At 57.0% G+C, this 22279-nt stretch carries 23 protein-coding genes, 7 tRNA genes and 1 other RNA gene; 22 read left to right on the top strand and 9 right to left on the bottom strand.

What is annotated here, in order from left to right:
- The first annotated feature begins 42 nt into the window (after nt 1-42).
- The 18 genes from ybgE to pnuC all read left to right on the top strand — a co-directional run bounded on the left by ybgE (nt 43) and on the right by pnuC (nt 9653).
- A complete protein-coding gene (gene ybgE / locus B8P98_RS19950; RefSeq protein ID WP_008805691.1) occupies nt 43-327 on the top strand; it encodes a cyd operon protein YbgE in 285 nt (94 codons plus the stop codon).
- A 149-nt stretch (nt 328-476) separates the two neighbouring features.
- Complete coding sequence (gene ybgC, locus B8P98_RS19945; RefSeq protein ID WP_025711807.1) at nt 477-881, top strand: tol-pal system-associated acyl-CoA thioesterase; 405 nt, start codon at nt 477-479, stop codon at nt 879-881.
- The gene (gene tolQ / locus B8P98_RS19940; protein WP_025711806.1) at nt 878-1570 is read left to right on the top strand and encodes a Tol-Pal system protein TolQ; all 693 of its coding nucleotides are present in this window, start codon (nt 878-880) and stop codon (nt 1568-1570) included. The genes ybgC and tolQ overlap by 4 nt, the downstream gene beginning before the upstream one ends.
- 3 nt (nt 1571-1573) lie before the next feature.
- The gene (tolR, locus tag B8P98_RS19935) at nt 1574-2002 is read left to right on the top strand and encodes a colicin uptake protein TolR (protein ID WP_002895061.1); all 429 of its coding nucleotides are present in this window, start codon (nt 1574-1576) and stop codon (nt 2000-2002) included.
- Between the two features lie 99 nt (nt 2003-2101).
- A complete protein-coding gene (gene tolA, locus B8P98_RS19930; RefSeq protein WP_080897273.1) occupies nt 2102-3418 on the top strand; it encodes a cell envelope integrity protein TolA in 1317 nt (438 codons plus the stop codon).
- A 131-nt stretch (nt 3419-3549) separates the two neighbouring features.
- A complete protein-coding gene (tolB, locus tag B8P98_RS19925; RefSeq protein ID WP_080897272.1) occupies nt 3550-4842 on the top strand; it encodes a Tol-Pal system beta propeller repeat protein TolB in 1293 nt (430 codons plus the stop codon).
- 34 nt (nt 4843-4876) lie between these two features.
- A complete protein-coding gene (gene pal / locus B8P98_RS19920) occupies nt 4877-5401 on the top strand; it encodes a peptidoglycan-associated lipoprotein Pal (RefSeq protein WP_002895068.1) in 525 nt (174 codons plus the stop codon).
- A gap of 9 nt (nt 5402-5410) precedes the next feature.
- On the top strand, nt 5411-6211 hold the full coding sequence (cpoB, locus tag B8P98_RS19915; protein WP_025711802.1) for a cell division protein CpoB: 801 nt from the start codon (nt 5411-5413) through the stop codon (nt 6209-6211).
- Between the two features lie 161 nt (nt 6212-6372).
- Nucleotides 6373-6448: transfer RNA gene (locus B8P98_RS19910), tRNA-Lys, on the top strand.
- A gap of 125 nt (nt 6449-6573) precedes the next feature.
- Nucleotides 6574-6649, top strand: a tRNA-Val gene (locus B8P98_RS19905).
- A gap of 2 nt (nt 6650-6651) precedes the next feature.
- Nucleotides 6652-6727 (top strand) — tRNA-Lys (locus B8P98_RS19900).
- Nucleotides 6728-6806: 79 nt separating this feature from the next.
- Nucleotides 6807-6882, top strand: a tRNA-Val gene (locus B8P98_RS19895).
- 3 nt (nt 6883-6885) lie between these two features.
- Nucleotides 6886-6961 (top strand) — tRNA-Lys (locus tag B8P98_RS19890).
- Nucleotides 6962-7107: 146 nt separating this feature from the next.
- Nucleotides 7108-7183: transfer RNA gene (locus B8P98_RS19885), tRNA-Lys, on the top strand.
- 146 nt (nt 7184-7329) lie between these two features.
- Nucleotides 7330-7405 (top strand) — tRNA-Lys (locus B8P98_RS19880).
- A gap of 22 nt (nt 7406-7427) precedes the next feature.
- A non-coding RNA gene (locus B8P98_RS19875) (RtT sRNA) lies at nt 7428-7563 on the top strand.
- Between the two features lie 291 nt (nt 7564-7854).
- Entirely contained in the window at nt 7855-8898 is a 1044-nt protein-coding gene (gene nadA, locus B8P98_RS19865; protein ID WP_040153374.1) for a quinolinate synthase NadA, read from the top strand.
- 35 nt (nt 8899-8933) lie between these two features.
- Nucleotides 8934-9653: a nicotinamide riboside transporter PnuC gene (gene pnuC / locus B8P98_RS19860; protein ID WP_008805696.1), complete on the top strand. Its 720-nt coding sequence runs from the start codon at nt 8934-8936 to the stop codon at nt 9651-9653.
- Here the strand turns inward: pnuC and zitB are convergent.
- Nucleotides 9650-10594 (bottom strand): CDF family zinc transporter ZitB, encoded by a 945-nt coding sequence (zitB, locus tag B8P98_RS19855; RefSeq protein WP_087805751.1) that lies wholly within the window; start codon nt 10592-10594, stop codon nt 9650-9652. The two genes, pnuC and zitB, sit on opposite strands and share 4 nt — an antisense overlap.
- Nucleotides 10595-10711: 117 nt before the next feature.
- Complete coding sequence (locus B8P98_RS19850) at nt 10712-11089, bottom strand: YbgS-like family protein (RefSeq protein WP_080897269.1); 378 nt, start codon at nt 11087-11089, stop codon at nt 10712-10714.
- 315 nt (nt 11090-11404) lie between these two features.
- Between B8P98_RS19850 and aroG the strand changes: the two genes are divergently transcribed.
- The gene (gene aroG, locus B8P98_RS19845; protein WP_012542422.1) at nt 11405-12457 is read left to right on the top strand and encodes a 3-deoxy-7-phosphoheptulonate synthase AroG; all 1053 of its coding nucleotides are present in this window, start codon (nt 11405-11407) and stop codon (nt 12455-12457) included.
- 73 nt (nt 12458-12530) lie between these two features.
- Here aroG and gpmA read toward each other — a convergent pair whose 3' ends face one another.
- The 7 genes from gpmA to modE form a co-directional block, all read right to left on the bottom strand.
- On the bottom strand, nt 12531-13283 hold the full coding sequence (gene gpmA / locus B8P98_RS19840) for a 2,3-diphosphoglycerate-dependent phosphoglycerate mutase (protein ID WP_002895089.1): 753 nt from the start codon (nt 13281-13283) through the stop codon (nt 12531-12533).
- A gap of 290 nt (nt 13284-13573) precedes the next feature.
- Complete coding sequence (gene galM, locus B8P98_RS19835; protein ID WP_087805753.1) at nt 13574-14617, bottom strand: galactose-1-epimerase; 1044 nt, start codon at nt 14615-14617, stop codon at nt 13574-13576.
- The gene (gene galK / locus B8P98_RS19830) at nt 14611-15759 is read right to left on the bottom strand and encodes a galactokinase (RefSeq protein WP_025711793.1); all 1149 of its coding nucleotides are present in this window, start codon (nt 15757-15759) and stop codon (nt 14611-14613) included. The genes galM and galK overlap by 7 nt, the downstream gene beginning before the upstream one ends.
- A 2-nt stretch (nt 15760-15761) precedes the next feature.
- The gene (galT, locus tag B8P98_RS19825; RefSeq protein ID WP_025711792.1) at nt 15762-16808 is read right to left on the bottom strand and encodes a galactose-1-phosphate uridylyltransferase; all 1047 of its coding nucleotides are present in this window, start codon (nt 16806-16808) and stop codon (nt 15762-15764) included.
- Between the two features lie 9 nt (nt 16809-16817).
- Nucleotides 16818-17834 (bottom strand): UDP-glucose 4-epimerase GalE, encoded by a 1017-nt coding sequence (gene galE / locus B8P98_RS19820; RefSeq protein WP_025711791.1) that lies wholly within the window; start codon nt 17832-17834, stop codon nt 16818-16820.
- Nucleotides 17835-18043: 209 nt separating this feature from the next.
- Nucleotides 18044-19516: a molybdate ABC transporter ATP-binding protein ModF gene (gene modF / locus B8P98_RS31455; protein WP_025711790.1), complete on the bottom strand. Its 1473-nt coding sequence runs from the start codon at nt 19514-19516 to the stop codon at nt 18044-18046.
- 67 nt (nt 19517-19583) lie between these two features.
- Entirely contained in the window at nt 19584-20372 is a 789-nt protein-coding gene (gene modE, locus B8P98_RS19805; protein WP_025711789.1) for a molybdenum-dependent transcriptional regulator, read from the bottom strand.
- A 152-nt stretch (nt 20373-20524) separates the two neighbouring features.
- Here modE and B8P98_RS19800 point away from each other — a divergent pair, with 152 nt between their 5' ends.
- From B8P98_RS19800 to modB, 3 genes are all read left to right on the top strand, one after another.
- Nucleotides 20525-20674, top strand: coding sequence for an AcrZ family multidrug efflux pump-associated protein (locus tag B8P98_RS19800; protein ID WP_025711788.1), 150 nt, complete (start codon nt 20525-20527; stop codon nt 20672-20674).
- Between the two features lie 142 nt (nt 20675-20816).
- The gene (modA, locus tag B8P98_RS19795; protein ID WP_025711787.1) at nt 20817-21590 is read left to right on the top strand and encodes a molybdate ABC transporter substrate-binding protein; all 774 of its coding nucleotides are present in this window, start codon (nt 20817-20819) and stop codon (nt 21588-21590) included.
- Complete coding sequence (gene modB / locus B8P98_RS19790) at nt 21590-22279, top strand: molybdate ABC transporter permease subunit (RefSeq protein ID WP_087805755.1); 690 nt, start codon at nt 21590-21592, stop codon at nt 22277-22279. The genes modA and modB overlap by 1 nt, the downstream gene beginning before the upstream one ends.

Genomic DNA, 22279 nt, shown 5'->3' with positions numbered 1-22279 from the left:
TGACTGGGGTAAGCAGACGTAGCCAACAAAGAGGCGACGTGAATGATAAAGTATATGTATGCGATAATGGACAAGCGCCCGTTAAGGGCGCTTTCCTTATTGATGGCGCTGCTGCTGGCCGGCTGCATCTTCTGGGATCCGTCGCGCTTTGCGGCGAAGACCAGCGAGCTGGAAATCTGGCATGGTTTCTTGCTGATGTGGGCGGTTTGCAGCGGTGTTATTCACGGCGTGGGCTTCCGTCCGCGTGCCGTTCACTGGCAGGGGATTTTTTGTCCGCTTATCGCTGATATCGTGCTCGCTTTAGGTCTCTTCTTTTTCTTCTTTTGAATAAGAGATCTCTGTTAATGGTATGGGCTTGCATAAGCCCATAAAAATTTACGCCCCGTTTACTTTCCCCCATTCCAAACCACCTTTCCCGCGCGTATAGTAGCGAAGTTTGAAAGCTCTAACCTTTTTTTGCATTACCGGGATGTAAAGTGAATACAACGCTGTTTCGATGGCCGGTTCGGGTCTACTACGAAGATACCGACGCCGGTGGTGTGGTTTACCACGCCAGTTACGTCGCTTTTTATGAAAGAGCACGCACAGAGATGCTGCGCCACCATCACTTTAGTCAACAGGTGCTGTTGGCTGAACGCGTTGCCTTCGTGGTTCGCAGAATGACGCTGGAGTATTTTGCCCCCGCCAGACTCGACGACATGCTCGAAGTCCAGACGGAAATTACCTCGATGCGCGGCACCTCTTTGGTTTTCACGCAGCGAATCGTCAATGCCGAGAATACAGTGTTAAACGAAGCTGAGGTTCTCATTGTGTGCGTTGATCCACTCTTAATGAAGCCTCGTGCGCTTCCCAAGTCTATTGTCGCGGAGTTTAAGCAGTGACTGACATGAATATCCTTGATTTGTTCCTGAAGGCGAGCCTTCTGGTTAAACTTATCATGTTGATTTTGATTGGTTTTTCTATCGCTTCCTGGGCTATCATTATTCAGAGAACGCGTATCCTTAACTCGGCCGCGCGTGAAGCAGAAGCGTTCGAGGACAAATTCTGGTCCGGGATCGAGCTGTCCCGTTTGTACCAGGAGAGCCAGGGGCGTCGCGATAACCTGACCGGTTCGGAACAAATCTTCTACAGCGGTTTCAAAGAGTTTGCGCGCCTGCATCGGGCCAACAGCCATGCGCCGGAAGCGATCGTCGAAGGGGCCTCGCGCGCGATGCGTATTTCGATGAACCGCGAACTGGAAACGCTGGAAACCCATATTCCGTTCCTCGGCACCGTGGGTTCCATCAGTCCGTATATCGGTCTGTTCGGTACCGTGTGGGGGATCATGCACGCCTTTATCGCCCTGGGCGCGGTGAAGCAGGCCACCCTGCAGATGGTGGCGCCGGGTATCGCCGAAGCGCTGATCGCCACCGCGATCGGTCTGTTCGCTGCTATTCCGGCGGTCATGGCGTATAACCGCCTGAACCAGCGCGTGAACAAGCTTGAACTGAATTACGACAACTTTATGGAAGAGTTCACCGCCATTCTGCACCGTCAGGCCTTTACCAGCAGCGAAAGCAATAAGGGGTAAGCCATGGCCAGAGCACGTGGACGCGGACGTCGCGAACTGAAGTCCGAGATCAACATCGTTCCGCTGCTGGATGTCCTGCTGGTGCTGTTGCTGATCTTTATGGCAACGGCGCCGATCATTACGCAGAGCGTGGAAGTCGATCTGCCGGACGCCACGGAATCGCAAGCGGTGAAAAGCAATGACGATCCGCCGGTGATTGTAGAAGTCTCCGGGGTAGGGCAGTACAGCGTGAAAGTGGGGCAGGAGACGCTGTCCCAGCTGCCGCCGGAGCAGGTGATTGCCGAAGCGAAGCGACGTCTTGAAGCCAATGAGAAAACGGTGTTCCTGATCGGCGGTGCGAAAGACGTCCCTTACGATGAAATTATTAAAGCGCTGAACCTGTTGCATAGTGCAGGGGTTAAATCGGTCGGCTTGATGACCAAACCTATTTAATCGCTTCAGGTAGGTGCGTCCGCGCGGCGTCCGGTGGCGAGTATCGCTCGCCGTCGGTGCGTATCGCGGGTACAGGCGAACAGTTTTTGGGAACCGATAGTGTCAAAGGCAACCGAACAAAACGACAAGCTTAAACGAGCGATCATCATTTCAGTCGCGCTGCACATCATTCTGATCGCGCTGCTGATCTGGAGTTCGTTTGACGAGCATCTGGATGCCTCTGCCGGCGGCGGTGGGGGATCGTCGATTGATGCCGTCATGGTCGATCCGGGGGCGGTGGTAAATAACTATAACCGTCAGCAACAGCAGCAGGCCAGCGCACGTCGCGCCGCTGAACAGCGTGAAAAACAGGCGCAGCAGCAGGCAGAAGAGTTACGTGAGAAACAGGCGGCGGAACAGGAACGGCTGAAACAGCTCGAACAGGAACGGCTGCAGGCGCAGGAAGCGGCGAAAGAAGCGAAGGAACAGCAGAAGCAGGCTGAGGAAGCGGCTGCCAAGGCTGCCGCGGCGGCGAAAGCCAAAGCGGATGCGCAGGCCAAAGAAGCGCAGGAAGCCGCTGCTAAAGCGGCTGCTGATGCAAAAGCGAAGGCAGACGCCCAGGCAAAAGCGGCAGAGCTGGCCGCAGCAAAAGCCGCCGCTGACGCGAAGAAACAGGCCGAAGCTGCCGCAGCGAAAGCCGCCGCCGATGCCAAAAAACAGGCGGAAGCCGAAGCAGCGAAAGCCGCGGCAGAGGCACAGAAGAAAGCGGAAGCGGCAGCAGCGAAGAAAGCCCAGCAGGAAGCGGAGAAGAAAGCCCAGCAGGAAGCGGCTAAGCAGGCAGCGGCAGAAAAAGCGGCTGCTGAGAAAGCTGCCGCACAAAAAGCAGCCGCTGAGAAGGCCGCTGCCGAGAAAGCCGCAGCCGCTGAAAAAGCGGCGGCAGCCAAAGCGGCAGCAGCAGAGAAGGCTGCCGCCGACAAAGCGGCCAAAGCGGCAGCAGCAAAAGCCGCGGCAGCGAAAAAAGCGGCGGCGGCGAAAGAAGCGGACGGCGTTGACAACCTGCTTGGCGATCTGAGTTCGGGTAAGAATGCGCCGAAAGGTAGCACCAGCGGTAGCACAGGTGGCTCTTCACCTGCTAAAGGAAGTAAACCGGGGCAGGGCGGTGCGTCTCAGGCGGAGATTGCCAGCTATATTTCGCAGGTGCAGGCCGCGATTAAAGGACATCTCTATGACTGGGATACGTACAAGGGTAAAGTATGTACGTTGCGCGTAAACCTGGCTCAGGATGGAACGTTATTGAGTGTGAAATCGGAAGGCGGCGATCCGGCCTTCTGTCAGCAAATGCTGGCGGCAACCAGTCGGATGAGCAAATTCCCTAAACCGCCTTCGCAGGCTGTTTATGAAACGTTCAAAAATGCGCCACTGGACTTCAAACCTTAAGCGCTTTTTCCCTCGCGCCAGCGGGGGAAAAGAATATAGGGCGGTCATGGGTTTTGGTAGTTTTGTGTATTTGGGTTTGTTAACATTCTGCTAAATTATCGTGGGCTTTCCGCCCGGATAAGGGAGATATGATGAAGCAGGCATTACGAGTAGCATTTGGTTTTTTAATGCTGTGGGCGGCGGTGCTGCACGCAGAAGTACGTATCGAGATCACCCAGGGGGTGGACTCGGCGCGCCCTATCGGCGTGGTACCGTTCCAGTGGGCCGGCCAGGGCGCTGCGCCGGAAGATGTTGGCGGTATCGTGGCAGCTGACCTGCGCAACAGCGGTAAATTCAACCCGCTGGATCGCTCGCGTCTGCCGCAGCAGCCGACCAGTGCCCAGGAAGTGCAGCCTGCAGCCTGGTCTGCGCTGGGTATCGATGCCGTGGTCGTCGGTCAGGTCACGCCAAACCCGGATGGTTCTTATCAGGTGGCGTATCAGCTGGTGGATACCGGCGGCGCGCCGGGCACAACGCTGGCACAAGGCTCTTTCAAAGTCACCAAACAGTATCTGCGCTATGCGGCGCACACTGCCAGTGACGCGGTATTTGAAAAGCTGACCGGTATTAAAGGCGCTTTCCGTACCCGTATCGCCTACGTGGTGCAGACCAACGGCGGTCAGTTCCCGTACGAGCTGCGCGTCTCCGACTATGACGGTTATAACCAGTTTGTGGTGCACCGCTCCTCCCAGCCGCTGATGTCTCCGGCCTGGTCTCCTGACGGCGCTAAACTGGCTTACGTGACCTTTGAAAGCGGTCGTTCTGCGCTGGTGGTGCAGACCCTGGCGAACGGCGCAGTGCGTCAGATCGCCTCCTTCCCGCAGCACAACGGCGCGCCGGCGTTCTCACCGGATGGCTCTAAACTGGCCTTCGCCCTGTCGAAAACCGGTAGCCTGAACCTGTATGTAATGGATCTGGGCTCGGGTCAGATTCGTCAGGTGACCAACGGTCGCAGCAACAACACTGAACCAACCTGGTTCCCGGACAGCCAGAACCTGGCCTTCACCTCTGACCAGGCCGGTCGTCCGCAGGTGTATAAAGTCAATATCAATGGCGGCACGCCGCAGCGTATCACCTGGGAAGGTTCGCAGAACCAGGACGCCGACGTGAGCGCGGATGGTAAAATCATGGTAATGGTTAGCTCGGCCGGCGGGCAGCAGCACATTGCCAAACAAGATCTGGAAGCGGGTGGTGTACAGGTTCTGTCATCAACGTTTTTAGACGAAACGCCAAGTCTGGCACCTAACGGCACTATGGTAATCTACAGCTCTTCTCAGGGGATGGGATCCGTGCTGAATCTGGTTTCTACAGATGGGCGTTTCAAAGCGCGTCTTCCGGCAACTGATGGACAGGTAAAATCACCTGCCTGGTCGCCGTATCTGTGATAATAAATAATTGATTATTAAAGGAATCAAAGAAATGCAACTGAACAAAGTGCTGAAAGGGCTGATGATCGCTCTGCCGGTTATGGCAATCGCGGCGTGTTCTTCTAACAAGAACGCCAGCAACGACCAGAGCGGTGAAGGCATGCTGGGTGCCGGCACTGGTATGGACGCTAACGGTAACGGCGGCAACATGTCTTCTGAAGAGCAAGCTCGTCTGCAGATGCAGCAGCTGCAGCAGAACAACATCGTTTACTTCGATCTGGACAAGTACGATATCCGTTCTGACTTCGCTGCGATGCTGGACGCGCACGCTAACTTCCTGCGTAGCAACCCGTCCTACAAAGTGACTGTAGAAGGTCACGCGGATGAGCGCGGTACGCCGGAATACAACATCGCTCTGGGTGAGCGTCGTGCTAACGCCGTTAAGATGTATCTGCAGGGCAAAGGTGTTTCTGCCGATCAGATCTCCATCGTTTCTTACGGTAAAGAAAAACCTGCAGTACTGGGTCATGACGAAGCGGCATATGCCAAAAACCGTCGCGCCGTACTGGTTTACTAAGAGAATTGCATGAGCAGTAACTTCAGACATCATTTATTGAGTCTGTCGTTACTGGTTGGCATAGCGGCCCCCTGGGCCGCTTTTGCTCAGGCGCCAATCAGTAGTGTCGGCTCAGGCTCGGTCGAAGACCGTGTCACTCAACTCGAGCGTATTTCCAATGCTCACAGCCAGCTTTTAACCCAACTCCAGCAACAACTCTCTGATAATCAGACTGACATTGATTCTCTCCGTGGTCAGATCCAGGAAAACCAGTATCAGCTGAATCAGATCGTTGAGCGCCAGAAGCAGATCTTGCTGCAGATAGATAGTCTGAGCAGCGGAGGCGGCGCAGCGGCAGCATCAGGTGCGCAGGCTTCGTCGTCTTCTGGCGATCAGAGCGCGGCTACCGCCAGCGCAGCGCCAGCGGCCTCGTCAGGCGCCCCGGCGATGACCGGCGATGCGAACACCGATTACAATGCCGCCATTGCTCTGGTGAAGGATGCCTCACGCCAGGATGACGCGATGGTGGCGTTTCAGAACTTCGTTAAAAAGTACCCGGATTCAACCTATCAGCCGAACGCTAACTACTGGCTCGGACAGTTGAACTACAATAAGGGGAAAAAAGACGATGCGGCGTTTTACTTCGCCTCGGTAGTGAAGAACTACCCGAAATCGCCGAAAGCGCCAGACGCGATGTTTAAAGTCGGCGTGATCATGCAGGACAAAGGTGATACTGCGAAAGCGAAAGCGGTTTACCAGCAGGTGATCAATAAATTCCCCGGTACCGATGGTGCCAAACAAGCGCAAAAACGTCTTAATGCTCTTGGTTGATTATGGCATGACCAGAAATCGCGTTATTTCTGGTCTTGTCGCCTGAATCGCCAGCAGTTAAGTGATCTTTATCGAAATTTTAGTTGCGCTGAATTCTGAAATCAGTAATATATGCCGCCGTTGCCAAGGGATATCAAACAAGCCCAAAGCGATGCCAGAGTGGGTCGTTAGCTCAGTTGGTAGAGCAGTTGACTTTTAATCAATTGGTCGCAGGTTCGAATCCTGCACGACCCACCAATCGTTCTGGTGGAACGCGATAGTAAAACGTGAAGGATAACGTTGCGTCAGCAACGGCCCGTAGGGCGAGGCGAAGCCGAGTCATCCTGCACGACCCACCACTTAGCAGTATCCAGCGTAGTATCGGGTGATTAGCTCAGCTGGGAGAGCACCTCCCTTACAAGGAGGGGGTCGGCGGTTCGATCCCGTCATCACCCACCACCGGGTCGTTAGCTCAGTTGGTAGAGCAGTTGACTTTTAATCAATTGGTCGCAGGTTCGAATCCTGCACGACCCACCATCTTTAACATCGGACGTCGGTGTTAAACGTGAATGATGGGGTCGGTGGACGCAGTATCAGTAGTATCCAGCGCAGTTTCGGGTGATTAGCTCAGCTGGGAGAGCACCTCCCTTACAAGGAGGGGGTCGGCGGTTCGATCCCGTCATCACCCACCACTCGGGTCGTTAGCTCAGTTGGTAGAGCAGTTGACTTTTAATCAATTGGTCGCAGGTTCGAATCCTGCACGACCCACCAATTTCAGCATTTAACTCAGATGTTGAACGTGAAGGATAACGTTGCGTCAGCAACGGCCCCAAGGGCGAGGCAAAGCCGAGTCATCCTGCACGACTCACCAATTTCACTATTGGTGTCGAGTGAAATTATTCAGGTAGTACCAGAGCGGGTCGTTAGCTCAGTTGGTAGAGCAGTTGACTTTTAATCAATTGGTCGCAGGTTCGAATCCTGCACGACCCACCAATTTCAGCATTTAACTTAGATGTTGAACGTGAAGGATAACGTTGCGTCAGCAACGGCCCCAAGGGCGAGGCAAAGCCGAGTCATCCTGCACGACTCACCAATTTCACTATTGGTGTCGAGTGAAATTATTCAGGTAGTACCAGAGCGGGTCGTTAGCTCAGTTGGTAGAGCAGTTGACTTTTAATCAATTGGTCGCAGGTTCGAATCCTGCACGACCCACCAATGTAAAAAGGCGCCCTAAAGGCGCCTTTTTGCTATGCGTAGAACTCAACGATTCGAACCTGCCGCAGGTTCGGGTCGAACGTAGTGAGACAACGGAGCCGCTTGCGGCGACGGCCCGAAGGGCGAGGCGAAGCCGAGTCATCCTGCACGACCCACCAATGTAAAAAGGCGCCCTAAAGGCGCCTTTTTGCTATGCGTCATTCTCCACAATCCTACTTCAGCATGACCCCCTGCCGCCGCTTACCGTGACGCCATAAGGCACGAACCGGTAGCCCGGGAAGATGCGTAGCATCGTCCCCGGGGAATAGGTGCTCATGTACAAAATTCATCACGACATTTTGCTCGCAATCGGCTATCTTGTTTAGCATATAAAACACCATGACCGTATTAAGGCGCAGACAGGCCATACTGACGGTCTTAGAGTTAAGCCAGTAAAACGAGATTGCATGATGAGCGTAATGTTTGATCCTGAAACGGCGATTTATCCCTTCCCAGCGAAACCGCAGCCGCTGACCGTCGACGAAAAGCAGTTTTATCGTGAAAAAATCAAGCGCCTGCTGCGCGAGCGCGACGCCGTGATGGTGGCGCATTACTACACCGATCCCGAAATTCAACAGCTGGCGGAAGAGACCGGCGGCTGTATCGCCGACTCGCTGGAGATGGCGCGCTTTGGCGCCCGTCATTCAGCCTCCACGCTGCTGGTCGCCGGGGTGCGTTTTATGGGGGAAACCGCCAAAATCCTCAGCCCGGAAAAGACCATTCTGATGCCGACCCTGAACGCAGAGTGTTCGCTGGATCTGGGCTGTCCGATTGAGGAATTCAACGCCTTCTGCGATGCCCATCCCGATCGCACCGTGGTGGTCTATGCCAACACCTCCGCCGCGGTGAAGGCTCGTGCCGACTGGGTGGTCACCTCCAGCATCGCCGTCGAACTGATTGACCATCTGGATAGTCTTGGTCAAAAGATCCTCTGGGCGCCGGACCGCCACCTTGGCCGCTACGTCCAGCGTCAGACCGGCGCAGACGTGCTGTGCTGGCAGGGGGCGTGCATCGTGCATGATGAGTTTAAAACCCAGGCGCTGACGCGGATGAAGGCTCTTCACCCGGAAGCCGCCGTGCTGGTCCATCCCGAGTCGCCGCAGGCGATTGTCGAGATGGCGGATGCCGTAGGCTCCACCAGCCAGCTGATTGCGGCGGCGAAAAGCCTGCCCCAGCGCCAGCTGATCGTGGCCACCGATCGCGGTATCTTCTATAAAATGCAGCAGGCGGTACCGGAAAAAACATTGCTGGAAGCGCCTACCGCTGGCGAAGGGGCGACCTGCCGCAGCTGCGCGCACTGCCCGTGGATGGCGATGAACGGCCTGAAAGCCATTGCCGAGGGGCTTGAACAGGGCGGAGCTGAACATGAAATTCACGTTGACGAAGCGCTACGGACCGGCGCATTAATTCCGCTTAACCGGATGCTGGATTTTGCAGCTACACTACGGGGATAACCTATTGTCGCGTCGGCAGACGCTGAGGGGATAAAATGGATTTTTTTAGCACGCAGAATATTTTAGTACACATACCCATCGGCGCCGGGGGGTACGATCTGTCATGGATTGAGGCCGTGGGGACCATCGCCGGGCTGCTGTGTATCTGGCTGGCGAGCCTGGAGAAGATCAGTAACTATGCTTTTGGACTGGTCAACGTCACGCTGTTTGCCATCATCTTCTTTCAGATCCAGCTGTATGCCAGCCTGCTGCTGCAGCTGTTCTTCTTTGCCGCTAACGTTTACGGCTGGTATGCCTGGTCGCGACAAAGCAGCAACCATGAGGCTGAGCTGCAGATCCGCTGGCTGCCGCGCAGCAAAGCGCTGGGCTGGCTGGCGGCCTGCGTGGTGGCGATCGGCTTGCTGACCCTGTTTATCAACCCGTTTTTTGCTTTCCTGACGCGGATCGCGGTCAGCCTGATGCAAGCGCTGGGTCTGCAGGTCTCCATGCCGGTGCTGCAGCCGGATGCCTTCCCGTTCTGGGACTCCTGCATGACGGTGCTGTCGGTGGTGGCGATGATCTTAATGACCCGCAAGTATGTTGAAAACTGGCTGCTGTGGGTGATTGTCAACGTGATAAGCGTGGTGATTTTTGCCCGCCAGGGCGTCTATGCCATGTCGCTGGAATACCTCTTGCTGACGTTCATTGCGCTGAACGGCAGCCGGATGTGGATAAACAGCGCGCGTGAGCGAGGTTCTCACGCGTTTTCTGGCTAATGGTGGTGGTGATGATCGTGCCCGGCGTGCATCGTGTTGAGATGGCACTCCGGGCCGCTGCAGGGCTGGTACTCCATCTGCACCGTGGCATGCTCAATTTCATATTTATGTTCCAGGAAATGCAGGATACGGTTGAGTAACGCATCATGATCGTGCGGCGGGACCACCTGAACATGGAGCGTCATCACCGGTTTTTCCCCCACCAGCCAGACGTGGACGTGGTGAACATCGCGTACCTCCGGGATAGAGCGACGGATATCCCGCTGCAGGGCCGCCACATCCAGCGAACGCGGCGCGCCTTCCAGCAGTTCATTCAGACTTTCCTTCAGTAATCGCCAGGCGCTACGTAATACCAGGCAGGAGACCAGCACGGAAAGAATCGGGTCGACAGGCGTCCAGCCGGTGGTGAGGATCACCACGGCCGCCACAATCGCGCCAACCGAGCCCAGCAGGTCGCCGAGCACGTGTAGCGCTGCGGCGCGCACGTTGAGATTCCGCTCTTCGCTGCCACGATGCAGGATCCAAAACGCCAGCACGTTGGCCAGCAGACCGGCGACGGCAATGACCATCATCGTCACGCCGGCTACCGGCTGCGGATGCTGGAAGCGCTGAATCGCCTCCCAGACAATCAGAATGGTGATCACCACCAGAGCAATAGCATTGAGAAACGCCGCCAGGGTGGTTAAACGCAACCAGCCAAAGGTATGGCGGGCATTTGGTGGGCGGCTGGCGAAGCGAACCGCCAGCAGCGCAAACAGCAGGGCGGCGGAGTCGGTGAGCATATGGCCAGCATCCGCCAGCAGGGCCAGCGAGCCGGAGATAGCGCCGCCGATAGCTTCAATCAGCATAAAACCGGCGGTGACGATAAACGCCCAAAGCAGCCGGCGGGCGTTGCTGTTATCCGGAGCCTGAGCTGGGGTGTGCGAATGCGGGTGCGCCATAGTGTCGTCCCTTGATAGTTATCATTATTACGCTATGACATCATAAACAGAGGGCGATAACAAACGAAGAAAAGGCGAGCCGGGCTCGCCTTTCTCTATTTGTACCCACCGCCTCAATTACTGGGTGGTGCCGTCGGTCTTGCTGTTGTCTTGGGTCGTGTTGCCGCCGTTATCCAGTTTTTTCCCGGTATCCGGACAGCGACCGTCTTTACACATCGAGTTTTTATGCACTTCATCACTCGACATATTATCCTGGGTCATCGTCGAGCCGTCAGGATGAAGCATGGTGCCGCCAGAACCTGAATTGATTTGGCTATTATCCACGTTATTTGGCGCCACGTTCTCACGGGCATCCGGCGCCACCTGGCCGGCATCCGCGGAAGCGTTGGCCTGACCGTTATTGGACTGGGCGCCGGTATCTGCCGCCAGGGCTGCGCCGCTGGCAAGACTTAAAGTGGCGGTGAGCAAAAGGGTCGTCAGTTTTTTCATATTCATCGGATACTCCTGTTGAGTCGGGAAGCGGTAAAAACGTCTCCCTCGTTGAGTGTGCCAGGGATCTGACTCGTTATGGTTAAAGACTCCGCAGACGATCGCAGTGTCACTATATAATCCTGAAACGTAAGACTTAATTAGCTTTAACAGTTAAATATTGTAGTGCATGCGCCTGGTTTCGCTACTTTATGGCGTATTTTTGCCTATTTCCAGGATTATTCCATCACTACTGTAAAATCACGTTTACACTTTTTCAGCGAAGAGATAGATTGGAGGGATTGCATTTCATTGAATAAGTATGGCAACGCTGGAAAGAAGATGAATTATCAGAACGACGACTTACGCATTAAAGAGATCAACGAATTATTACCTCCCGTTGCGCTCCTGGAAAAATTCCCTGCTACCGAAAATGCTGCAAACACCGTTGCACATGCTCGCAAAGCGATCCATCAGATCCTCAAGGGCGATGATGATCGTCTGCTGGTAGTGATCGGGCCCTGTTCTATTCACGATCCGGCGGCGGCGAAAGAGTACGCTTCCCGTCTGCTGCCCCTGCGCGAGGCGCTGAAAGGTGAGCTCGAGATCGTCATGCGGGTCTATTTTGAAAAACCGCGCACCACCGTTGGCTGGAAAGGGCTTATCAACGATCCCCATATGGATAACAGCTTCCGCATCAACGACGGGTTGCGCATTGCGCGCAAACTGCTGCTGGACATCAACGACAGCGGCCTGCCGGCGGCGGGGGAATTCCTCGATATGATCACCCCGCAGTATGTCGCCGATCTGATGAGCTGGGGCGCCATTGGCGCGCGTACTACCGAATCCCAGGTGCACCGTGAGCTTGCTTCCGGACTCTCCTGCCCGGTGGGCTTTAAAAACGGTACCGATGGCACCATCAAGGTGGCTATCGATGCGATTAACGCCGCTGGCGCACCGCACTGTTTCCTGTCGGTCACCAAGTGGGGCCACTCCGCCATCGTGAATACCAGCGGTAACGGCGACTGCCATATTATTTTACGCGGCGGCAAAGAGCCGAACTACAGCGCGAAGCACGTGGCGGATGTGAAGATCGGCCTGGCGAAAGCGGGCCTGCCGGCGCAGGTGATGATCGACTTCAGCCATGCCAACTCCAGCAAGCAGTTCAAGAAGCAGATGGAAGTGGGCGCCGACGTATGCCAGCAGATTGCCGGCGGTGAGCGGGCGATCATGGGCGTGATGATTGAAAGCCATCTGGTGGAAGGCAACCAGAGCCTCGAGAGCGGTGAACCGCTGACTTACGGCAAGAGCGTTACCGACGCCTGCATCGGCTGGGAGGATACCGAAACGATCCTGCGCCAGCTGGCGGAAGCGGTGAAAACCCGCCGCGGCTAAGCGAATCTGCGCTGGCGCAGGCAATAAAAAAAGCGTGGAGATTTCCACGCTTTTTTGTTCTCACCGGGAGGAATTACTTCGCTTTACCCTGGTTGGCGACGGCAGCAGCTTTCGCCGCGATCTCTTCCGCGTTGCCCAGATAGTAATGTTTGATCGGCTTGAAGTTTTCATCGAACTCATACACCAGCGGTACGCCGGTCGGGATGTTCAGTTCGAGGATCTCGTCTTCGCCCATGTTGTCGAGGTATTTCACCAGCGCGCGCAGGGAGTTACCGTGAGCGGCGATGATCACGCGCTCACCGCTTTTCAGGCGCGGCAGAATGGTTTCGTTCCAGTAAGGCACGACGCGGTCGATGGTCAGCGCCAGGCTTTCAGTGGTCGGCAGTTCCGCGTCGGTCAGTTTTGCATAGCGCGGATCGTGGCCCGGGTAGCGTTCGTCGTCTTTGGTCAGCTCCGGCGGAGTGACGGCGAAGCCGCGACGCCACTGTTTGACCTGCTCGTCACCGTATTTCTCCGCGGTTTCCGCTTTGTTCAGGCCCTGCAGCGCGCCGTAATGACGCTCGTTCAGCTTCCAGGACTTCTCCACCGGCAGCCAGGCCTGATCCAGTTCGTCCAGCACGTTCCACAGGGTGTGGATGGCACGTTTCAGCACGGAGGTATAAGCAAAATCAAAGCTAAAGCCTTCAGCCTTCAGCAGTTTACCTGCCGCTTTCGCTTCGCTAACGCCTTTCTCGGACAGATCAACGTCGTACCAACCGGTGAAGCGGTTTTCGTTGTTCCACTGGCTTTCGCCATGACGAACCAGTACCAGCTTAGTTACAGCCATTCTCTTACTCCTCTCTACACGCCATCCTTCACGCCGCGAACGGCGCGCTGAACGTGATGGTGTCTGTGTTATTGATTGATAACTATTCTCATTATATTGCCGTGATTTGGCTCACGGCAATGCTTATCCCTAACCATAGCGAAAATAGTGGCTCAGTGTAAGGTGCTTGTAATACACAGGTTATTTTTTTGTCCTTTAATGACGGAAAATAGAGCAGGATGATGAAAAAAGAGGCGGGGAGATAGCGAGGGAGGCGAAAAATAGCGCCCCCCGATGGAGGGCGCTGGCGGTTATCGGGCGATAAACTGATATTCGGTCAGGCTGACATACTCCTGACCCGGACGTAATACACAGTCCGGCTGCGGCCAATGCGGATGGTTCGGCGAATCCGGCAGGAATTCGCTCTCCAGCGCCAGCCCTTGCCAGTCGGCGTAGGGCTGCGTCGTCTGCGACGGCGTGCCGCCGAGATAGTTGCCGGAGTAGAACTGCAGCGCCGGGGCAGAGGTATAGACCGTCATCTGCAGCTTGCCGTCCTGCGACCAGACCTGGGCTGCAGGCTGGTTGGCGTCGCCTCTGGCGTCCAGCAGGAAGGCATGATCGTATCCCTTCACCTTTTGCTGATCGGCGTCGGCGAGGAAGTCGGCGGCGATGGTTTTCGGCTGGAGGAAATCAAAGCTGGTGTTAGCAACATCTTTCAGTTCACCACCCGGGATACCATCGCTCTCTACCGGCAGATACGCCTGGGCGAGGATCTGCAGCTGGTGCTGGCGCACATCGCCCTGCACACCGTCGAGGTTGAAATAGACGTGATTGGTCATGTTCACCGGGCAGGGTTTATCCACGGTGGCGCGATAGGTAATCGCGATGCGGTTATCGTCGGTCAGACGATAGTGCGCGGTGGCCTGCAGCGTGCCCGGAAAGCCTTGATCGCCGTCGGGCGAGGTCAGGGCGAACAGCACTTCCTGCTCGTCGGCGCGGACGATATTCCAGCGACGTTTATCAAACCCTTCCGGGCCACCGTGGAGCTGGTGACCCGCGTCGTTTGACGGCGTGACGTTAACGAGCTGGCCGTCAAGCGGGAAGCGGCTATTGCCAATACGGTTGGCGTAGCGGCCTACCGAGGCGCCGAGGAACGCGGCCTGACGGGAGTAATCTTCCAGCGTCGCGCAGCCCAGCAGCGGACGACGCACGCTGCCATCGGCCAGTGGCACCTCGGCACTGAGCAGCGTCGCGCCCCAGTCCGCCACGGTGACGGTCATCCCCGCCTTATTGCGCAGGGTCACCTGCTGCCATGGCTGGCCGTCCGGCGCCAGCGCGGTGGTTTGCGTTACCATTGGCCTGCCCCCTGTGACGGTTTGCAGACATAGAACGTCTCTTTAATTCCGGTTTTCGCTTCATACTCGTTGGCAACGGCCTGCTGAACGGTATCGACCAGATCTTCCGGCACCAGCGCAACAATACAACCGCCAAAGCCGCCGCCGGTCATGCGTACGCCGCCTTTATCGCCGATCGCGGCTTTAACAATCTCCACCAGGGTGTCGATCTGCGGGACGGTGATCTCGAAATCATCGCGCATCGAGGCATGGGATTCGGCCATCAGCTCACCCATCCGCTTCAGGTCGCCTTTTTCGAGAGCGCTGGCGGCTTCCACGGTGCGGGCATTCTCCGTCAGCACATGGCGTACGCGCTTCGCGACGATCGGATCCAGCTCATGGGCGACAGCGTTAAATTGTTCAAGGCTGACATCGCGCAGGGCGGGCTGCTGGAAGAAGCGCGCGCCGGTTTCGCACTGTTCACGACGGGTGTTGTACTCGCTGCCGACGAGGGTACGCTTAAAGTTGCTGTTGATGATCACCACTGCCACGCCTTTCGGCATCGAGACGGCTTTGGTACCGAGTGAACGGCAGTCGATCAGCAGCGCGTGGTCTTTTTTACCCAGCGCCGAAATCAGCTGATCCATGATGCCGCAGTTGCAGCCGACGAACTGGTTTTCCGCCTCCTGGCCGTTCAGCGCAATTTGCGCGCCGTCCAGCGGCAGATGATACAGCTGCTGGAAAACGGTCCCGACGGCGACTTCCAGTGAGGCTGAGGAACTTAATCCCGCGCCCTGCGGTACATTGCCGCTGATCACCAGATCCGCGCCGCCAAAGTGGCTGTTCCGCTGCTGCAGATGCTTTACCACGCCGCGGACATAGTTCGACCACTGCTGGGTGTCGTGGCTGATAATCGGCGCGTCGAGAGAGAACTCATCGGTCTGATTGTCGTAATCGGCGGCAATCACCCGCACGGTACGATCGTCACGCGGCGCACAGCTGATCACCGTCTGGTAGTCGATGGCGCAGGGCAGCACAAAACCGTCGTTATAATCGGTATGCTCGCCGATCAGGTTGACGCGGCCTGGCGCCTGAATCACGTGGCTGGCCGGGTAGCCGAAGGCGTCAGCAAACAGGGTTTGGGTTTTCTCTTTCAGACTCATCATTACACTCCGGATTCACGAAAATGGACGTCGCTGACGGCGCGCAGTCGTTCGGCAGCTTGCTCGGCGGTCAGATCGCGCTGGGTTTCGGCCAGCATTTCGTAGCCAACCATAAACTTGCGGACCGTCGCGGAGCGCAGCAGCGGCGGATAAAAGTGGGCATGAAGCTGCCAGTGGTTATGGTCTTCGTCGTTAAACGGCGCGCCGTGCCAGCCCATGGAGTAGGGGAAGGAGCACTGGAACAGGTTGTCGTAACGGCTGGTCAGCTTTTTCAACGCCAGCGCCAGATCGCTGCGCTGGGCGTCGGTGAGATCGGTAATACGCTGCACATGCGCTTTTGGCAGCAGCAGCGTTTCGAACGGCCAGGCGGCCCAGTAAGGCACCACCGCCAGCCAGTGCTCGGTGTCGACCACCGTGCGGCTGCCGTCGGCCAGTTCGCGCTGCACATAGTCCAGCAGCATCGGCTGGCCCTGTGCGGCGTAATAGTCTTTCTGCAGACGGTCTTCCCGTTCCGCTTCATTGGGCAGGAAGCTGTTGGCCCACACCTGGCCGTGCGGGTGCGGGTTGGAGCAGCCCATCGCTGCCCCTTTATTTTCAAAAACCTGAACCCACGGGTAGCTTTTCCCGAGGTCCGCGGTCTGCTCCTGCCACGTTTTAACCACGCCTTCCAGCGCTTCAAGGCTCAGTTCCGGCAGCGTTTTGCTGTGGTCTGGCGAGAAGCAGATCACCCGACTGGTGCCGCGGGCGCTCTGGCAGCGCATCAGCGGGTCGTCACTCTCCGGCGCGTCCGGGGTGTCGGTCATCAGGGCCGCAAAGTCGTTGGTAAATACGTAGGTACCGGTGTAATTCGGGTTGGTGTCGCCCGTCACGCGGGTGTTGCCCGGGCACAGGAAGCAGTCCGGATCGTGGGCCGGCAAGGTCTGTTTTGCCGGCGTTTCCTGCGCCCCCTGCCAGGGGCGCTTGGCGCGATGCGGAGAAACCAGAATCCACTGCCCGGTTAACGGGTTATAACGACGATGTGGATGGTCAACGGGGTTAAATACGCTCATGAAGGTTCCTTAGTCTGGATAACCCTGCGGATGACGGGACTGCCAGTGCCAGGTGTCCTGCGCCATTTCGTCCAGGTTGCGCGTCACGCGCCAGTTCAGCTCGCGGTCGGCCTTGGCAGCGTCCGCCCAGTAGGCCGGGAGGTCGCCATCGCGGCGCGGCGCGAAATGGTAGTTAATGGGTTTGCCGCAGGCCTTGCTGAAAGCATTGACCACGTCGAGCACGCTGCTGCCGACGCCGGCGCCAAGGTTGTAGATATGCACGCCGGCTTTGCCAGCCAGTTTTTCCATGGCCGCGACGTGGCCATCGGCGAGATCCATCACGTGGATATAATCGCGCACGCCGGTGCCATCTTCGGTCGGGTAGTCGTTACCAAAAATGGCCAGCGATTCGCGACGGCCAACGGCGACCTGGGCGATGTAAGGCATCAGGTTGTTCGGGATCCCCTGCGGGTCTTCCCCCATGTCGCCCGACGGGTGGGCGCCGACCGGGTTGAAGTAGCGCAGCAGCGCAATGCTCCACTCGGGCTGGGCTTTCTGCAGGTCGGTCAGGATCTGTTCCACCATCAGTTTGCTTTTGCCGTAGGGGCTTTGCGGGGTACCGGTCGGGAAGCTTTCGACATACGGGATTTTCGGCTGGTCGCCGTAGACGGTGGCGGAGGAGCTAAAGATGAAGTTCTTCACGCCTGCGGCGCGCATGGCAGAGACTAATTTCAGTGTGCCGGTGACGTTATTGTCGTAATATTCCAGCGGTTTGGCGACGGACTCCCCGACGGCTTTCAGCCCGGCGAAGTGGATCACCGCTTCAATCGCGTGATCGTGGAGGATCTCCGTCATCAGCGCTTCGTTACGAATATCGCCTTCAATAAAGGTGGCTTCTTTGCCGCCAAGACGTTCAATCACCGGCAGTACGCTGCGCTTGCTGTTGCAGAGATTGTCGAGGATCACCACCTCATGTCCCTGCTGCAGCAGTTGAACGCAAGTATGACTTCCAATGTAACCGCTACCACCTGTAACCAGAACTTTCATGATTCGCTCCATTCGGCTTATCGTTTGTGAGGAAGATAGCATATCAAAGAAGTGAAAAGTGTGACATAGGGCAAGTTAGTGGAATCGTTTACACTTGAGATATAAATAGCGTAAATTTTATATTTTTCATTTTAATTCATTGTGTTATGTTTGTTTGGCGCTATTTTTCTGAAAAATACCAGGGATCTTTCGACCCCTGGCAGAGGGCGTCAGGCCACGGGACCGAGCTGATAAGTGTAACCGTCTCCACTGGGGATAAACGCCAGACGGTGGGTAATACAGTCCGGTGCGTCTTCGGCATGATGTGAGACAAACAGCAGTTGCGTCGCGCCTTCGCCAATCAACACGTCGACAAAGCGCCGCACCAGCTGGCGATTGAGGGGATCCAGCCCCTGCAAGGGTTCATCAAGGATCAGCAGGGTCGGATGCTTCACCAGCGCGCGGACGATGAGCGCCAGCCGCTGCTGGCCCCACGACAGGCTATGAAACGGCGCGTCGGCGGTACGTTTATCGATACCGAGAATATCCAGCCACTGCTGTACCAGTTTGTGCTGTTTGTCGGAAACTGCCTGATAAATGCCGATAGAGTCAAAGTAACCCGACAGAATAACGTTGCGGACGTTGGTGCTGACCCGGTAATCCAGATGCAGGCTGCTGCTGACGTAGCCAATATGCTTTTTGATGTCCCAGATGGTCTCGCCGCTGCCGCGACGGCGGCCAAAGAGCGTCAGATCGTTGCTGTAGCCCTGCGGATGATCGCCGCTGATCAGGCTCAGCAGCGTGGATTTACCGGCACCGTTGGGGCCGACGATCTGCCAGTGTTCGCCCGGGTTTACGGTCCAGGAAAGGTGGTTGATGACCGGGCGATCGTTATAGGAGACCACGCCGTCATTGAGCACGATTCGCGGCGCTGTGTCTGCCAGCGCTTGCCGGGCCGGCGGGACATCCGGCTCCGGCAGGCTGATACCGTCCAGTTTTTCACTGTGCGCCAGCTGGGCCACCAACGCCTGCTGCAGCAGGGACGACGTCGCGCCGGTGTCGATGAGAGTGCAGTCAGCCAGCACGCCGGCAAATTGCACGAACTCCGGGATCTCATCGAAGCGGTTGAGAACCAGCACCAGGGTGATGCCGGCGCGATGCAGGTCGGCCAGCAGGGCGGCCAGCTGCTGGCGGGAACTGACGTCGAGGCCGTCGAAGGGCTCGTCGAGGATCAACAGTTGCGGATCGCTCATCAGGGCCTGGCACAGCAGGGTCTTACGCGTTTCGCCGGTCGACAGATACTTAAACCGCCGGTTCAGCAGGGCGCTGATGCCAAACTGTTCGGCAAGCTGCGCGCAGCGGGCAGGATCTTTTACCTCATCCTGGATAATCTCCGCCGTGGTGCGACCGGTATCTTCTTCACCGGGGCTGAGCAGGTCGGTGTTATTGCGTTGCCACTCGTCGCTGACCAGCTTCTGCAACTGTTCGAAGGAGAGGCGGGTCACGCGGGAGAACTGGCTTTCGCGCTGGCCGCTGAGCAAGGTCAGGTCGCCGGCAAGCGCCCGCGCGAGGGCAGATTTGCCGCTGCCGTTACTGCCGACAAACGCCCAGCTTTCACCGGTGGTCACGCGCAGATGGTCTATTTTTAAGGTTTTTGTATCGCTCAGGCGAAACGTGCCTTGCGAAATTTGCAATGATGACATGATGTATCCCATTTTTTGCAGCGATGTGCATCAGGGATACGTCTTCAGGCGCGTAATGTCAATGGGGTCAGCATAACGTCGCGAGAATGATGCGATCGGCATTGAAGTAAGCGATCGCCTCCGTCCCTTCCGCCAGGCCAGACGTGTGCGCTTGCGGCAGGGTGGCGCACAGGGTCTGGCCGTCCGCCAGGGTCATCAGCACTTCGCACTGTCCGGACCCGCATTCGAGATGGCTGATGCGGCCAGGTAACTGGTTATCAGCCTGGCGGGCCACGTCCGGGTCAAGGGTGATGCCGACCCAGGGCGCTTTCAGCAGCACCAGCACCTCCTGGCCCTCATCGAGCCCCAGCTTCTTAGCGCTCTGCGCGGTAATGGCGACGTTCAGGCGGGTCTGCCCGTCGGCCAGCAGCACCTCGACGTGCTGCTGTACCCGCTGGCGATCGCGACCGGTAATGGTGCCGAACCACTGGTTACGGGCGCTGGTTTGCAGAGAAAAGCGTGAAATAGCCGCCAGCAGGCTGTCCAGCGGCAGGGCATCGTCATCGCTGAGGACGTCAAAGGCTTTCTGCTGGATCTGCGCCAGCAGATCGTACAGCTGGATCAGGCGCTGCCCATAGCGGGTCAACACCGCGCCGCCGCCGCCTTTACCCCCGGTGGCGCGATCCACCAGCGGCTGTTCGCTGAGCTGGTTCATCTCGTTGATCGCATCCCACGCGCTCTTATAGCTGATGCCCGCGTGCTTTGCCCCCTGGCTTATCGAACCGGTCTGGTCAATCTGTTTAAGCAGGGCGATCCGCCGGGGATCGGCAAACAGGCGCTGCTGTAGCTTAAGGGTGAGAAGAATTTCGGCCTGCATAATCGTATCCTGACAAAAAGCCTATTGTGACTGATAGCGGCCCTGATGCAAAATGCTGCTGCGCGGTTTTGTTACTTCCCACCGCACAAATGGGGCGTGTTTTTTCGGCTGAAACCGTTACAATCAGGGTATCGTACTATCTGGAGTGAACCATGTTAGAGCTTTTGAAAAGTCTGGTTTTTGCGGTCATCATGGTACCGGTGGTGATGGCGGTGATCCTGGGGTTGATTTACGGCCTCGGCGAAGTGTTCAACGTCTTTTCCGGTGTAAGTCGTAAAGATCGCAGCCAGCAAAATCACTGATTTCCCGGCGCCCGGTTTAACCGGGCGCTGTGCTATTTCCTTCCTCTATATTTTCCCTTCGTTTTATTGTTCTGAGTCACTATAAAAAAGCCTGGCTTACCGTTATATTATCGACTACATAACGAATTGACAGGAGATTCAGATGGCAGGTTCTTGGTTACGCGGCTTTATCGGGGCATCACTCACGCTGTTCGTCGCCGGGCAGGCACTGGCGCAAGAGGGGAAAGTGACCGTTTTCGCCGCCGCGTCGTTAACTAACGCGATGCAGGATATTGCCCAGGCGTATAAGAAAGAAAAAAACGTCGATGTTGTGTCGTCGTTTGCCTCGTCGTCGACGCTGGCGCGGCAGATTGAAGCGGGCGCGCCGGCGGATCTGTTTATCTCCGCCGATCAGAAATGGATGGATTACGCGGTAGAGAAAAAAGCCATTGATACGGCGACCCGTACGACCCTGCTTGGCAACAGCCTGGTGGTGGTCGCGCCAAAAGCCAGCGAACAGGGGACGATAACCATTGATGAGAAAACCAACTGGACCAGCCTGCTGAAAGGAGGCCGTCTGGCGGTGGGCGATCCGCAGCATGTCCCGGCCGGTATTTATGCCAAAGAAGCGCTGCAGAAACTCGGTGCCTGGGAGACGTTGTCGCCGAAGCTCGCCCCGGCTGAAGACGTTCGCGGCGCGCTGGCGCTGGTGGAGCGCAACGAAGCGCCGCTGGGGATTGTCTATGGCTCCGATGCCGTAGCCAGCAAAGGGGTGAAAGTGGTTGGCACCTTCCCGGAAGCCTCGCATCAGAAAGTCGAGTACCCGCTGGCGATTGTCGATGGTCACCGCAACGCGGTCGTGAGCGCCTTCTATGACTACCTGAAAGGGCCGGAAGCCTCCGCTATTTTTAAACGTTACGGATTTACCACTCACTGATGTTTCTGAGCGAACCCGAATGGCAGGCGGTGCTGCTGAGCCTGAAAGTCTCCTCCCTGGCGGTGGTATTGAGCTTACCCTTCGGGATCTTTTTTTCCTGGCTGCTGGTACGGCGTTCCTTTCCCGGCAAGGCCCTGCTCGACAGTATTCTCCATCTGCCGCTGGTGCTGCCGCCGGTCGTGGTCGGGTATCTGCTGCTGGTGGCCATGGGACGACGCGGATTTATTGGCAGCTGGTTGTATGACTGGTTCGGCATCAGCTTTGCCTTCAGCTGGCGCGGGGCGGTACTGGCGGCAGCGGTGATGTCTTTCCCGCTGATGGTGCGCGCCATCCGCCTGGCGCTGGAAGGGGTGGACAGTAAACTGGAACAAGCGGCCAGAACCCTTGGCGCCAGCCGCTGGCGGGTATTTTTCACCATAACATTGCCCCTGACCCTGCCGGGAATTATCGTCGGCACGGTGCTGGCCTTCGCCCGCTCGTTAGGGGAGTTTGGCGCGACCATCACGTTCGTTTCCAATATTCCCGGCGAAACGCGCACCCTGCCTTCGGCGATGTACACCTTGATCCAGACGCCGGGCGGGGAAGGGGCGGCGGCCCGCCTCTGTATTATCGCCATCGTGCTGGCGCTGGTCTCGCTATTGATTTCGGAATGGCTGGCCCGCGTGAGTCGTCAGCGCATGGGAGGATAA

Source organism: Klebsiella quasivariicola (genome assembly GCF_002269255.1).
In the GTDB taxonomy this organism is placed as follows: Bacteria; Pseudomonadota; Gammaproteobacteria; order Enterobacterales; family Enterobacteriaceae; genus Klebsiella; species Klebsiella quasivariicola.
Note: the sequence above shows the minus strand (reverse complement) of the source record. Positions and strands in the feature narration are given on the sequence as shown.